This is a genomic window from Bacteroides hominis, assembly GCF_033042785.2.
In the GTDB taxonomy this organism is placed as follows: Bacteria; Bacteroidota; Bacteroidia; order Bacteroidales; family Bacteroidaceae; genus Bacteroides; species Bacteroides hominis.
In genome coordinates this window covers 2,148,855-2,164,656 of sequence record NZ_CP178829.1, presented here as the reverse complement: position 1 = coordinate 2,164,656, position 15,802 = coordinate 2,148,855, and the positions used below count along the sequence as shown (strand labels likewise).

The window sequence follows — 15,802 nt, the reverse complement described above, 5'->3', positions numbered from 1 at the left end:
ACTAAAATTTATTAAAAGAATAGCAGCCTCCCTATGGTGACTGCTATTCTCTTTGTATTCATTATAATAGCACAAGTCTGAAAGTAAATCATCGTAAACCATTCTTTTTTAATATTATGAAAATCAAACTACTATTGCTACTTTGTTGTGGTCTGTGGGGCAGTTGCAGCTCGTACGACTACTGCCCGGTCACTCCTTCGGAGAGTGACCTTGTATTCACCGGACTTGCCCGATCGTGGGACGAAGCGATGCCTCTGGGCAACGCCACCGTCGGCGCACTGGTATGGCAACGCGACTCCTCCCTGCGCCTGTCACTGGACCGGACCGATCTATGGGACTTGCGCCCGGTAGACAGCCTGTCGGGAGATAACTTCCGCTTCTCCTGGGTAAAAGAGCACATCCGCACAAAAGACTATCTGCCCGTACAGAAAAAACTGGACTGGCCTTATGACATGAACCCTGCCCCATCCAAAATCCCCGGAGCCGCAATCGAGTTTCCATTGGAAAAGATAGGCGCTCCCACCCAAGTACGACTTTATCTGAATAATGCCCTGTGCGAAGCGAACTGGGCAGACGGAACACAGATGCAGACTTTTGTTCATGCCACCGAACCGGTCGGATGGTTTGTATTCCGTAACCTGAAAACTCCGATAGAGCCGTCTATCCTTACCCCCGTATACAATAAAACGAAACCGGACGGCAGCCTCGATCCGGTTTCGGGACAGGATCTCCACCGACTGGGCTACCAGCAAGGAGAGACAGTCCGCGAAGGCAACCGGATCACCTATCACCAGAAAGGCTACGGAGACTTCTGGTATGACGTAGTAGTGTGTTGGAAACAGGAAGGAGAAACCCTGTACGGTACTTGGAGCGTCACCTCTTCCCTATCCGGCGAAAAAGCAGCCGAAAAAGCAGAAGCCGCCCTGCAACGTGGATTAAAACAGGATTATCAGGCACATCTGGAATATTGGGACAAGTACTGGGCACAATCATCCGTTACTCTGCCCGACTCCATTTTGCAAAAACAATACCAGAACGAGATGTATAAATTCGCCTCTACCACCCGCGAACACTCCTATCCCATCTCCCTGCAAGCCGTATGGACAGCCGACAACGGAAAACTCCCTCCCTGGAAAGGGGACTATCACCACGACCTCAACACACAGCTGAGCTATTGGCCCGCCTATACGGGCAATCACCTGACGGAAGGCATGGGATACCTGAACACCTTATGGAACCAGCGGGATACATACAAGCGCTACACCCGCCAGTATTTCGGAACCGAAGGTATGAACATACCGGGCGTCTGCACCCTGACAGGAGAACCGATGGGGGGATGGATACAGTACTCCATGTCGCAGACAGTGGCTGCCTGGCTGGCACAGCACTTCTATCTGCACTGGAAATATTCGGCAGACCGCACCTTCCTCAAAGAACGTGCTTACCCCTTCCTTAAAGATGTGGCAATCTACCTGGAACAAGTCTCCGAAGTCACCCCCGAAGGAGTACGCAAACTGGAATTCAGTTCAAGTCCCGAAGTATTCGACAACTCCCTGCAAGCATGGTTCAGCGACATGACCAACTACGACCTGGCAATGATGCACTTCCTCTTTAAAGCAGCCGCCGAACTGGCTCACGAACTGAATCTGACAGACGAGTCGTCCCACTGGGCAGCTTTAGAAGCCCAATTGCCGGACTACGATGTGGATGAAGAAGGTTGCCTCACCTTTGCCAAAGGATATCCTTACAATGAATCGCACCGCCACTTCTCCCATGCCATGGCCATTCACCCGATGGGACTGATAGACTGGAGCGACGGAGAAAAGTCACAACACATCATACGGGCCACCCTGAAGCGGCTCGACGAAGTGGGGCCGGACTACTGGACAGGCTATTCGTACAGTTGGCTTGCCAATATGAAAGCCCGGGCATTCGACGGCAAAGGTGCGGCACAGGCCCTGAGAACCTTTGCTGAATGTTTCTGCCTGAAAAACACCTTCCACGCCAACGGTGACCAGACCAAAAGCGGCAAATCCCGTTTCACTTACCGCCCCTTCACGCTCGAGGGTAACTTTGCTTTCGCATCGGGCATCCAGGAGATGCTGTTGCAAAGCCATACGGGCACGATACGCATCTTCCCCGCACTGCCCGAAGAGTGGAAAGATGTATCGTTCGAAGGACTGCGTGCGATGGGTGCATTCCTTGTCTCTGCACAGATGGAAGGCGGAGAAATCACCCGTGTACGTATCTATTCGGAGAAAGGCGGCATGTTGAAAATAGCCCGCCCCGGCACACTGAAACCGGATAAAAACTATACGTTGTCCGGTCCGGATATTCTCAACATAGATACTCAGGCAGGCGAATGGATTGAGTTGAAGCCCTGATACATTCTGACAAGAAGGCAGCAATGTATATTTATTATCATTTTGTATTTTCTACCCGGTGTAGCCTGCGCTATATCCGGGTAGTCTTCTTTCCGATGAATAATATCACCCTCTCCGGCGATTACATTTTTTCAGGTTATCACCCTTTCGGCTGATTTCGGATCAGGGCACTATCCTTTCTGGTCCAAACATTACATTATTTCTTGCTATGCCCCCGAACAGGAACATTCTGACACTCTAACGGCGGTAGCCTGCACCGGGCTAAAAAATAAAAAGAAAGCCGAATCAGGATAACGATTGCTCTCTTCCTCCCCAATGCCGCCTCGGTTTTAATGAAACGGAGCCTTGGTTTTAAACCAATGCCGCCTTTCTTTATTAGAAACGGAGCCTTAGTTTAAAAGCCTCAATGCATATATATAGAAGAATCCACGCCATCTACGCATACTTTTGCGGTTCATATTCATTTTATATGCAGTTCTGCTCTCCGGTTCAACTATTTCACACCGATTGCAAGTCAACAAAAAACAGGATATACTATCAGAATCATACTATTCAGAACATTCTGCTTTCAAAAGTAAAAAGCGGCTTTAAGGTTTATCATTTATTAAAATATTATAAAATTAAGCTATAACACAGAGGGTCACTCCCCAATGATGTGTATTTATAGCGTATATCAAAAAGTAAATTATTGCTCGAGCGACCAAACGAAAGAAAAGAATCTCATAACAAAGAAACAGAAGAATGAATAAAAGAGTTGCAACCCACAACACACTACACGCTGCATTATATACCCCGGAAAAACATTGCACTACCGGGTTCAAACAACTTGTAAAAGATGACATTACCAGGATTTTGCAGAAAGCAAAACCAGCCTGCTGCAGAGATGGCATCTTCCATTCAACAACGGAAGTGACCGTCTCTGCAGGCTGACAGGATTTATCCTGTTATAATAACAACCGGAATATCTATGAATTAAAGATGTAACAGAGAACGTTTTAATCGTATAAAAGATAAGAGTTGTGAAAAGTATTCTTATCTTTGCACGAGAAATGAAACACTATTATTAACAACAATTTTATTAACTAATCAAATCTTATCAAACATGTTTAAACATCTAAATGCCCTGTTTATCGGACTTGCATTGTTTGCTTGCACTTCGGGTGCAGTAGCACAAACCATCAAGCCTATCGAGACTCCAGTGCCTGTACGTCCCGCCGGACAAAAAGACGTAGTCGGACTGACTGCTCCTAAACTCGACGTGGTACGTGTCGGATTCATTGGCTTGGGTATGCGTGGACCGGGTGCAGTAGAACGCTTCACTCACATCCCCGGAACACAGATCGTAGCCCTTTGCGACCTTATCCCCGAACGCGTAGCCGGTGCACAGAAAATCCTGACCAAGGCAAGCCTGCCTGAAGCAGCTTCTTACTCCGGTAGCGAAGATGCCTGGAAAAAACTTTGCGAACGTAACGATATCGACCTCGTTTACATCGCGACTGACTGGAAACATCACGCACAGATGGCTATCTACGCCATGGAACACGGCAAGCACGTTGCCATCGAAGTTCCTTCGGCAATGACCATGGACGAAATCTGGGCGCTGATCAATACCTCTGAAAAAACTCGTAAACACTGTATGCAGCTTGAAAACTGTGTATATGACTTCTTCGAACTGACTACACTGAACATGGCTCAGCAAGGCGTATTCGGTGAAGTGCTTCACACAGAAGGTGCTTACATCCACAACCTCGAAGACTTCTGGCCATACTACTGGAACAACTGGCGTATGGATTACAATCAGAATCATCGTGGCGATGTATATGCCACTCACGGTATGGGCCCGGCTTGCCAGCTGCTCGACATTCACCGTGGTGACAAAATGAACTACCTCGTATCTATGGATACAAAGGCTGTCAACGGTCCGGCATACATCAAAAAAACAACCGGCAAAGAAGTAAAAGATTTCCAGAACGGTGACCAGACTTCTACACTGATCCGTACGGAAAAAGGTAAAACGATCCTGATTCAGCACAACGTAATGACTCCGCGTCCTTACAGCCGTATGTATCAGGTAGTAGGTGCCGACGGTTATGCAAGCAAATATCCTATCGAAGAATACTGCATGCGTCCGACTCAGATCGCTTCAAACGACGTACCTAACCACGAAAAGCTGAACGCACACGGCTCTGTACCCGCTGACGTTAAAAAAGCCCTGATGGATAAATACAAACACCCGATCCACAAAGAACTGGAAGAAACAGCTAAAAAAGTAGGTGGACACGGTGGTATGGACTACATCATGGATTACCGTCTGGTTTACTGTCTGCGCAACGGTCTTCCTTTGGATATGGACGTTTATGACCTTGCAGAATGGTGCTGCATGGCCGACCTGACCAAGCTTTCTATCGAAAACAGCTCTGCACCGGTAGCTATCCCTGACTTCACTCGTGGAGCATGGAACAAGGTGAAAGGTTACAGACACGCTTTCGCAAAATAATAAAACCTCTTTTTGACACGGGTTTCACGAGTCCTCCGGCAAGTAGTTCGCTACGCAATGCCGGCCGGTTCATGAAATCCGTGTCCGATTATAAGACTACACAACCCATCCATGAAGATGAAAATATCAAAGCCCTCTAAACAGGGAGTAATCAGAGAAACGAAAGACTACTTAATGATTGCCTTGGGAATGATCCTTTACGGCATCGGTTGGACTCTCTTCCTGCTTCCTAACGACATCACCACCGGTGGAGTACCGGGCATTGCCTCTATTGTTTATTTCGCTACCGGATTTCCGGTTCAATACACTTACTTCGCCATCAATGCTGTATTGCTGATGGTATCCCTCAAAGTGCTGGGATTTCGATTCAGTCTCAAAACCATATTCGGTGTATTCACTTTAACCTTCTTCCTGTCTATCATCCAAAAACTAACGGCGAACGTAACCTTACTACACGACCAGCCGTTCATGGCTTGTGTATTGGGTGCCTCTTTTTGCGGAAGTGGCATCGGTATTGCTTTCTCGGCCAACGGAAGTACCGGAGGAACAGATATCATTGCGGCTGTTATCAACAAATACCGCGACATCACTCTGGGAAGAGTCATGCTGATCTGTGACCTGATCATCATCTCCTCCAGCTACTTCGTATTGAAAGACTGGGAAAAGGTAGTTTACGGATATGTGACTCTTTATGTTTGCAGCTTTGTGCTGGACCAGGTGGTGAACAGTGCACGACAATCCGTACAATTCTTCATTATCTCCAACAAGTACGAAGAAATAGGCAAACGCATCAACGAATATCCACACCGGGGAGTAACCGTCATCAATGCAACCGGGTTCTATACCGGCAAAGAGCAGAAGATGATGTTCGTCCTGGCCAAGAAACGGGAATCAACCATTATCTTCCGGTTGATAAAAGACTGTGATCCGACTGCTTTTGTTTCGCAAAGCGCAGTGATCGGTGTATACGGAGAAGGCTTTGATCATATAAAAGTTAAATAAATTATCATTCTAATACCCTCGAAACATGAAATTAAGACTATCTGATACCTTAAATAGCCTTATGCTGGGTGGCCTCCTGATGGCCTCCGCTTTTGCTTCGGCCGGCAATGAACCGAAGAAGCCTTACTGGCAAGACGTACAGGTAGTAGCCGTAAATAAAGAATACCCCCGTTCTTCATTTATGACCTACGAAAACCGTGCAAACGCCTTGACCGGAAAGTTCGAAAAAAGCAAATATTATCAACTTCTGAACGGAACCTGGAAGTTCTACTTTGTAGATTCATACAAGAATCTGCCGGCTAACATCACCGACCCTTCGGTGAGCACAGCCGACTGGACAGATATAAAAGTACCGGGCAACTGGGAAGTACAGGGCCATGGCGTGGCTATCTATACCAATCACGGTTATGAATTCCAGCCCCGTAACCCACAACCTCCGACTCTACCGGAGGCCAATCCGGTAGGTGTGTACCGTCGTGACATCGATATCCCCGCCGATTGGGACGGACGTGATATTTATCTTCACCTGGCCGGTGCCAAATCGGGCGTATACGTGTACATCAACGGGCAGGAAGTGGGTTATAGCGAAGATTCCAAAAACTCTGCGGAGTTCCTGATCAACAAATTCGTGAAACCCGGCAAAAATGTACTTACTCTAAAGATTTACCGTTGGAGTACCGGGTCTTATCTGGAATGCCAGGACTTCTGGCGTATCAGCGGCATCGAACGTGATGTTTTCCTCTATTCACAACCTAAAGCCGCGTTGAAAGACTTCCGCGTGACATCCACCCTGGACGATACATACAAAGACGGTATCTTCAAACTGGGTGCAGACCTGAGAAATAACGGTTCGGCTGCCAGCAACATGGCTCTGGTATACGAATTGCTCGATGCCAAAGGTAACGTAGTAGCCACCGGAGAAAAAACTGCTGATGTAGCTGCCGGAGAAACCCGCACAGTATCTTTCGACCAGACACTCCCGGGAGTCAAAACCTGGACTTCGGAAGCTCCTAATCTTTACAAGCTGGTGATGACCGTGAAAGAAAACGGTAAAGTGAACGAAATCATTCCGTTTAACGTGGGTTTCCGCCGTATCGAAATCAAACCGATCGAGCAACTGGCGGGTAACGGAAAGCCTTATGTATGCCTCTTTATCAATGGCCAGCCGCTGAAACTAAAGGGAGTAAACATCCACGAACACAATCCGGCTACCGGTCACTATATGACCGAAGAGCTGATGCGCAAAGATTTCGAATTGATGAAACAACATAACCTGAATACGGTCCGCCTATGCCATTATCCGCAGGACCGCCGCTTCTATGAGTTATGCGACGAATACGGACTTTATGTATATGATGAAGCAAACATCGAAAGCCACGGCATGTACTACGACCTGAAAAAAGGTGGTACGTTAGGAAACAACCCCGAATGGCTGAAAGCACATATGGACCGCACGATCAACATGTTCGAACGTAACAAGAACTATCCGAGTCTGACTTTCTGGTCACTGGGTAATGAAGCCGGTAACGGTTACAACTTCTATCAGACCTACCTTTGGTTGAAGGATGCCGATAAAAACATCATGGACCGTCCGGTAAACTACGAACGTGCCCAGTGGGAATGGAACTCCGATATGTACGTTCCGCAATATCCGGGAGCACAGTGGCTCGAAGCCATGGGTAAACGGGGCAGCGACCGTCCGATAGCCCCTTCCGAATATTCACACGCAATGGGTAACTCGAACGGTAACCTCTGGGATCAATGGAAAGCAATCTATAAATATCCGAACTTGCAGGGTGGATACATCTGGGACTGGGTGGACCAGGGCATTGACGCAGTAGACGAGAACGGACGTCACTTCTGGACATACGGTGGTGACTATGGTGTAAATACGCCGAACGACGGTAACTTCTGCTGCAATGGCATCGTTAGTCCGGACCGTACACCGCATCCGGCAATGGCTGAAGTGAAGTATGTTCATCAGAACGTAGCTTTCGAACCGGTGGATCCGGCCAATGGAAAATTCCTGGTTAAAAATCGTTTCTACTTCACAAACCTGCAGAAGTATATGATCTCGTATACCATTAAAGCAAACGGAAAAACGGTGAAAGGTGGTAAAATGTCAGTCAATGTAGAGCCACAGGGAAGTAAAGAAATTACTATTCCGGTAAGCGGACTGAAATCGAAACCGGGAACCGAATACTTCATATACTTCAACGTAACTACGACTGAACCGGAGCCGTTGATTCCGGTTGGACACGAAATTGCATACGAACAGTTCCGCCTGCCGATTGAACCGGGTGAACGTACTTTCGCTACCGGTGGTCCAACTCTGAAAGTATCGGCAGAAGGCAACGAACTGAGTGCTTCCTCTTCAAAGGTAAGCTTCGTATTTGATAAGAAAACCGGCTTGGTTTCTTCATATAAAGTAGGCGGAACCGAATACTTTAAAGATGGTTTCGGACTTCAGCCTAACTTCTGGCGTGCACCGAACGATAACGACTATGGCAACGGTAACCCCAAACGCCTGCAAGTATGGAAACAATCGAGCAAAAACTTCAATGTAGTAGACGCCAGCATAGTAATGGACGGCAAAGATGCCGTATTGACCGCCAACTATCTGCTGGCTGCCGGTAACCTTTACATTGTTACATACCGCATCCATCCTTCGGGTGTAGTAAAGGCTGATTTCACTTTCACTTCTACCGATATGGAAGCTGCCAAAACCGAAGCCTCCGAGGCAACACTGATGGCTACTTTCACTCCGGGAAGCGATGCGGCGCGCAAGGCTGCTTCTAAACTGGAAGTACCCCGTATCGGTGTACGCTTCCGTCTGCCTGCAGAAATGAACCAGGTAGAATACTTCGGACGCGGACCGGAGGAAAACTATGTGGACCGTAATGCCGGTACCCTGATCGACCTCTATAAAACAACCGCCGACAATATGTACTTCCCATACGTACGTCCGCAGGAAAACGGCCATCATACCGACACCCGTTGGCTGACCCTGAATAAAAAAGGCGGTAAGGGACTGACGATCTATGCAGACAAAACAATCGGCTTCAATGCACTGCGCAATTCGGTAGAGGATTTTGACGGAGAAGAAACCGTATCACGTCCGTATCAATGGCTGAACCGTGATGCCGGTGAACTGGTTCACGATGAAAGCAAAGCCAAAGATCAGTTGCCGAGAAAGACACATATCAACGATATCTCACCGAGAAACTTCGTTGAGGTATGTGTGGATATGAAGCAGCAGGGTGTGGCCGGATATAACAGCTGGGGTGCACGTCCCGAACCGGGCTACAACATTCCGGCAAACCAGGAATACAAATGGGGATTTACAATCGTACCAAGATAAACTAACTTAAAAATAGAAACCATGAAAGATTTACTGAACATCGTATCTAAATTCAAAGTACAAGGCACTGTAAGCGAAATCAAACCACTCGGCGCCGGACTGATTAACGACACTTATAAGGTAAACACTACCGAAACAGATGCTCCCGACTATGTGTTGCAACGTATCAACCACGCCATTTTCCAGAATGTGGAAATGCTTCAGGACAACATCGCTGCTGTAACCGGACACATCCGCAAAAAACTGACGGAAGCCGGAGAAACAGATATTGACCGCAAGGTACTGACTTTCCTCCCGACAGAAGAAGGCAAAACATACTGGTTCGACGGTGACAGCTACTGGCGTGTGATGGTATTCATCCCCCGTGCCAAAACTTATGAAACAGTAAACCCGGAATATTCATATTATGCCGGAGCTGCTTTCGGTAACTTCCAGGCAATGCTGGCTGACATCCCGACAACACTGGGTGAGACTATCCCCGATTTCCATAACATGGAATTCCGCCTGAAGCAACTTCGTGAAGCTGTAGCAGCCAATGCAGCCGGACGAGTAACTGAAGTACAGTATTATCTGGACGAAATAGAGAAACGTGCAGACGAAATGTGCAAGGCCGAACGCCTGTATCGTGAAGGCAAACTGCCGAAACGCGTATGCCACTGCGATACGAAAGTGAACAATATGATGTTCGACGAAGATGGCAAAGTGCTTTGTGTAATCGACCTCGATACAGTAATGCCAAGCTTTATCTTCTCTGACTACGGTGATTTCCTGCGTACAGGAGCCAATACCGGAGACGAAGACGATAAAAACCTGGATAATGTCAACTTCAACATGGAGATATTCAAAGCATTCACCAAGGGATATCTGGAAGGAGCCGGTTCATTCCTCACTCCGATCGAGATTGAGAATCTGCCTTATGCAGCAGCTCTCTTCCCTTATATGCAATGTGTACGCTTCCTGGCAGACTACATCAACGGAGACACTTATTACAAGATTAAGTATCCCGAACATAATCTGGTTCGTACAAAAGCACAATTCAAGCTATTGCAAAGCGTAGAAGAACATACTCCCGAAATGGAGGCATACATCAAAGAGTGTCTGGGATAAACCTCCCACCTTTCCAGGTGTAAACAATTGAACGGCGGAGAAACGGTTTCAGTTTTTCCGCCGTTTCTTTTTCCATATACTCCGGAGTAGTCAGAGTAAAAGTCAACGTCTCATCCTCTTTAGAAAGCTCCGCCTTCATCAAAGTCATATCGGCTTGCAGACGGGCATCGATAAAATCGTAATCAGTAGAGTCGGAAGAAGTAAAGAAATTATCTATATGAGGCTCTGAAGGCAGAAACCCATCGGCAGGAAGTTCTTTCCAATCGGTGGTATAGAAGCGGATATGACTGTCGCATGCCGGAGCACAAACAGTAGAAACAGCACAGACCACTTTTACACTATCGTTCAGCGGTAACAGTTTCATCTGCCAACTGCTCGCATCAGACATTTTAAGAGATATATAATCGGGACTTAATTCCGTCATTTCCGACTTACCCCCGAAACGGTTGGTCACCTGGGCCTTCATCTTACTTTCGATGAAATCGATACAATCTGCACGGTTCACCGATGTCAGCAACGGACACAGTGAGTCAGGTATATTCACGAACACCGTTTTGGCCTCCTGCGCTTTGACAGCAAAGGAAGAAAAAATACCCAGAATAAATACCAGGAGGGTAAGAGTAGAATTTTTCATATCTGATAATCTTGTTTCTTTACGTTCTTATTTAGTTCCCAAATATAGGAATATCATTCCGATTAACACCAGAATAAGGTCAATCGCCTTGCTTTTTAAATTCTTTTCACGGAACATCATAGCACCGAAAAGGAAAGATACGATGACGCTTCCTCTCCGAACCATCGAGACAATCGAAATCATCGAATCTTCGTAACTCAATGCATAGAAGTAAACAAAGTCCGCAGCGCAGAGGAAAATGGAAATAAAGATGATGGCCCAGTCCCAGCGGAAGGGTGTGGACGACTTACGTTTGGGCCACCAGAGCAAGGCAAGGATAGGACACATGATGAACACCTGATAGACATTATACCACGACTGTACCACCATCGGGGGCAACTGCTTCATCAGATACTTATCATACAATCCGCTTACCGCACCTGCTACGGCTGCCAACACAATAAAAAGAATCCACTTGTTATGTTTAAAGTCAATCCCTTCTTTCTTCCCCGAACGGCTTAGCATAAAGAAAGAAACTACAGCCAGCAACACACCGATCCACTGATAGAGATTCAGACGCTCGCCAAAAACCAGCATGGCTCCCACAAGCACCATTACAGGGCGGGTTGCATTAATGGGACCTACAATCGTAATAGGCAGGTGTTTCATCCCGAAATAGCCGAGTATCCACGAAGAAAGTACGATAAAAGACTTGATAATGATAAATTTGTGTACTTCCCACCCGACGACCGGTACATCGAACATAGTACCCTCCAGCACTCCGGGGACAAATGCCGACAACAAGATGAAAGGCAGGAATATAAGACTGGAAAAGAGCGTATTGAGAAACAAGACAGGCAGAACCGCATTGTCCTTTAACGACTTCTTTTTAAACACATCATAAAAGCCCAGCAAGGTCGCTGAAAGAAAAGCAAGGAGTAACCACATAACAGAGTTTATTTAAAAAGAACTCATTCAAATATATCTTGAGGATATTCTACATTCACCAGGAAAAGCGCATTGCCGGGAGCAGAGGTTCCGGCTTTACAACGGTCTTGTTGCTCGATTATTCTACGGAAGTCATCTACCGACAACTTACCTCTGCCTACTTCCAATAAAGTACCGACGATGGCACGTACCATGTTGCGCAGGAAACGGTCGGCCTGAATGGTAAACACCCAGGTATATTCATCCTCCTGTGTCCATTCGGCATGCATAATCTTGCAGATGTTGGTCTTTACATCCGTATGCAATTTACTGAAACTGGTAAAATCCGTATAATGAAACAAGGTCAGAGCGGCCTCGTTCATCTTCTGAAAGTCGAGCGGATTGTGTATCCGGTAACGATACTGGCGATTAAAAGGATACTTTACGGTAGTGATATAATATTTATAAGTACGGGCTGTCGCATCAAACCGCGCATGTGCGTCCGGCCTTACCCGGCAAACTTTATAGACTGAAATATCCTGAGGTAAAAGACGATTCAACTTCTCGGTTACCTTATCCGTATCCAGCACCTCTCCTTCGTAATCGAAGTGAGCAACCATCAGCGAAGCATGTACCCCGGCATCTGTCCGTCCCGCCCCAATCACTTCCGTATCTCTCCGTAAAAAAGTGGCAAGTGCCTTCATCAGGCATTCCTGTATACTGATACCGTTAGGCTGAATCTGCCATCCATGATAATGGGTGCCATCATAGGCCAAATAAATAAAATATCTTTGCACGCTCATTCCGTTCACTTGGTTTTTGCGTGCAAAGATACTGCTTTAATTGATAAGTAGGGATTGATACTTATCAATAATTAATTGCTTTACTTGATCCACACATTGATTATCTCACCGATATACATCTTGTGCAAAGGTTTATCCTTCCATTCTCCTTTCAATTCCGGACTATCAAAAGCACCGGAAGCAATCGGCTGGGAGAGCATTTTTTTGCATTCTATAATCATCCATGCTTCCGAGAAAGCTTTACTGCCCGAAGGAGTAGTGAGAGGAGTCAGTCCGGCGCCTTTCACCTTATCAGTATCACCTCCACTATGGCTTCCACAATATTTCAGAGCATCCCGATAAGCTTCCGTATAAAAGCTGATAGTATATGTGTCATTCTTTTCCATCAACTGATAAGTATAACGCGTAGGATAAATGAAACAAAACGAAACCGGTTTATTATAAAGATATCCCAATCCGCCCCAACTTGCCGTCATCATGTTATATTTTTCTTCCGTACCGGCTGTAATCAGCATCCAGTCCTCAGAAAGCATCTTAATGATATTGCCCGGGATCTTATCCGCAGAGATGCGTTTGTAGCCTGCCATGGAACCGTCCGCAGCAGCCCCCGGAATTTCCCGGCTAAACTCTCCCGGAACAACTTTCGGTTCTTTGGCTATGAGGGGAACCAGCGCCTCCGTTCCTCCCAACGCCTTCGCTGCCTTTTCCGTCAGGTCATCAAACAGATCGATTGTTTTGATACGGAGTTTTCCATACTTGGCAACCACTTTTGTTTTGGCTTTATTCAGTCCCGCCTCATCTGTTATCCAGTCTTCGGCCTCCATTTCTTTATTGTCACCATGAAAATAAGAAATGTTGTACATCTCCATCTTGCAAGATCCATCCAGACAGTTCATCACCAATCGATATTTGATGGTAGCACGATCCAAAAAGAAACTGTTGGTTGCAGATAGTTGAAGATATTCTTCACCCAGACATGCAATCTGCCCTCTTTCCTTATCAAAATAGGCAACTCTGCCCTTTTGTCCTTTTGAAGGTGCAAAACGTTTCTCGGCCCACTTCAACAAGACATCATAAACTTGTTGTTTTGATAACCCGGGAGCCAGAATATGTTCTGTAAAGATGACCTTTCCATTAACAACCGGCACTGCACCAGCCAAATATTTACTATTGTCTTCCTGCGCCCAAAGAAGTATAGGGAAACAGATTAAAAGGGATAATAAAATTCTCTTCATACGTTTATAAGTATTTTACAGAGTCCCTACTTTACTCTGAAATCTTCACGTTTGTCACCCGTTCAAGCAAGAAACGGTTTTTATTCCAGTGGAAAGGCTTAAATTCTGTATTGGTTTTAATCACATTGTTGCGGAATATCAACCCGTCTACTGACTTTGCATAAAGAATCGGTGCGTCAAATGTATCGAATTCATTGTCCTCAATCACAATACCTCCGTCTTTACCACCATGAAAATACTTCTGTTGATCTTTCAAATTAGGTATTTCAGGATAAATAGAGATAATTGCATTGGTAAACTGGAACATGTTGGTAAGCGCATTGATAAAACGATTGCGGCGAATGGTAACATCACGACAAGCACCTGTCTCGAACCAGCCATTGCAATCGCCACACAATAAAATAGCCGTACCGGAGGTATGATCAAACAGATTGTCTTCTACCACTGTTTTTTTAGGAGTGCTGAACAGTGTACCGCGAGCACGGTTATTGCGAATCGTATTGCCGGCAAACAGCACTTCAGGAGTCCATGTCAGGTTTTCAATCCCAAAACCACTTTTTTCATTGATAGTCGGATCAATAGGATCTTTAAAAGTAATGCTGAACTCACGGGCTCCCGATATTTCATTTTTATCATAAGGACGAATTGCAGTAATCTGGTTTTGATTGCCAATCAACTCCATTGTTTCAGAACGTACAAACTGAACATCATCCCCCGGACATCCCCATTCGAAACCCCAGGACTGATCGTGCATATAGCGTCCTATCAACGTATGATCATCTACCCGCTTGATTACTTTCAGATAAGTTCCGTGTACATTAATGGCGTCATCCATCATTCCTTCGTACAGGCCATTCTTCGAAATAATCTTTCCCTTACATCCGGAGAAGTGAGTGGCATCTGCCTGCGTTGTGAAATAACGAGGATCATTATCGCCTTTCAGACAAACCCCGAAACCATCGAGTGTAATATCTTCGCAAAGCTGTGCCAAAAGTCCCATGCCTTCGGCATAATGCACTTTAACATTAAGCAAAGAAGTATTAATGTCATGTGACATGAAAATACCGGGAGTAGGACGTCCCCATCCACGCATGGCTACTACCGTGCCAGGCACCAGACGCGCATCTTTCCATTTCGGAGAACAGATACGGCGGGGAGCCACTTCGAAAGCTCCTTTGGTAGGACAACCGATATCACTGGTGTTGTATACGACATGTTTTGTTTTACCATCGAAAGCAATTCCCCAAGAGTATCGCATTGTCCAGCCTTCACCCAGTCCTTCAAATACAGAATCCTTACTTATACGATAATCCACCCACGATGCAGGTTCAAAAGTGATTCCTTTTTCCGGATCATTCTCTATCACTTGCACCTGAGCAATATGAGGCTGTTCAAAATCAATACTGAAGTTCTTCAGTACACAATTCTCCGAACGGAGCAAAGAAACCGGAATCATCCTTCCATAAAATACAAACTCGGAACCTTGTCCGTCAATAGTCAGGTTCTTCATATCTTCCAAGGCAATGCCCACCTTTTTGGGATTGTCCTGATCGTGATTGGATATATAATATTCGCGTACATCCGAACCGTTTTCATGGAAATTGTAGCGTCCGGCAGGAAAACGAAGTACCACTTCTTCACCATTACGGCATTCAGCTTTAATCTTAGCTATGGCCTTACGCACAACAGGTGATGCGTTTTTCTTACTATTGGCTTTCAAACCAAACTGGGAAATGTCGTAAACACGTTCTTGTGCACAAACATCCGACACGGATAAAGAGAGCAGCAGACTCAGAGTAAAGAGTAGGATTGTCTTCATAGTTTTTTCAATTTCTGTTTAATAATTAGGGTACAAATATACATTCATTTTCCG

At 46.0% G+C, this 15,802-nt stretch carries 10 protein-coding genes; 5 read left to right on the top strand and 5 right to left on the bottom strand.

The annotated features are described in order from the left end of the window. The first annotated feature begins 116 nt into the window (after positions 1–116). The 5 genes from R3O62_RS09075 (at position 117) to R3O62_RS09055 (ending at position 10,351) form a co-directional block, all read left to right on the top strand. Positions 117–2,384, top strand: coding sequence for a glycosyl hydrolase family 95 catalytic domain-containing protein (locus R3O62_RS09075; protein WP_032540855.1), 2,268 nt, complete (start codon positions 117–119; stop codon positions 2,382–2,384). A gap of 1,102 nt (positions 2,385–3,486) precedes the next feature. Continuing rightward, a complete protein-coding gene (locus R3O62_RS09070; RefSeq protein WP_005775661.1) occupies positions 3,487–4,881 on the top strand; it encodes a Gfo/Idh/MocA family protein in 1,395 nt (464 codons plus the stop codon). Between the two features lie 111 nt (positions 4,882–4,992). Further along, on the top strand, positions 4,993–5,883 hold the full coding sequence (locus tag R3O62_RS09065) for a YitT family protein (protein ID WP_032531179.1): 891 nt from the start codon (positions 4,993–4,995) through the stop codon (positions 5,881–5,883). Between the two features lie 25 nt (positions 5,884–5,908). Next, the gene (locus tag R3O62_RS09060; protein WP_394854561.1) at positions 5,909–9,244 is read left to right on the top strand and encodes a glycoside hydrolase family 2 TIM barrel-domain containing protein; all 3,336 of its coding nucleotides are present in this window, start codon (positions 5,909–5,911) and stop codon (positions 9,242–9,244) included. A gap of 21 nt (positions 9,245–9,265) precedes the next feature. Then, on the top strand, positions 9,266–10,351 hold the full coding sequence (locus tag R3O62_RS09055; RefSeq protein ID WP_005810171.1) for a phosphotransferase enzyme family protein: 1,086 nt from the start codon (positions 9,266–9,268) through the stop codon (positions 10,349–10,351). Here the strand turns inward: R3O62_RS09055 and R3O62_RS09050 are convergent. The 5 genes from R3O62_RS09050 to glaB form a co-directional block, all read right to left on the bottom strand. After that, positions 10,332–10,985, bottom strand: a complete 654-nt coding sequence (locus R3O62_RS09050; RefSeq protein WP_250703160.1) for a DUF3256 family protein — start codon at positions 10,983–10,985, stop codon at positions 10,332–10,334. The two genes, R3O62_RS09055 and R3O62_RS09050, sit on opposite strands and share 20 nt — an antisense overlap. 27 nt (positions 10,986–11,012) lie before the next feature. Next, positions 11,013–11,912, bottom strand: a complete 900-nt coding sequence (locus R3O62_RS09045) for a DMT family transporter (protein WP_005775654.1) — start codon at positions 11,910–11,912, stop codon at positions 11,013–11,015. 23 nt (positions 11,913–11,935) lie between these two features. Next, a complete protein-coding gene (gene truA / locus R3O62_RS09040) occupies positions 11,936–12,694 on the bottom strand; it encodes a tRNA pseudouridine(38-40) synthase TruA (protein WP_250726348.1) in 759 nt (252 codons plus the stop codon). An 80-nt stretch (positions 12,695–12,774) separates the two neighbouring features. After that, positions 12,775–13,929, bottom strand: coding sequence for a DUF4468 domain-containing protein (locus tag R3O62_RS09035; protein WP_317472965.1), 1,155 nt, complete (start codon positions 13,927–13,929; stop codon positions 12,775–12,777). Between the two features lie 31 nt (positions 13,930–13,960). Continuing rightward, positions 13,961–15,748, bottom strand: coding sequence for an alpha-1,3-galactosidase (glaB, locus tag R3O62_RS09030; protein ID WP_193684272.1), 1,788 nt, complete (start codon positions 15,746–15,748; stop codon positions 13,961–13,963). Between the last annotated feature and the right edge of the window lie 54 nt (positions 15,749–15,802).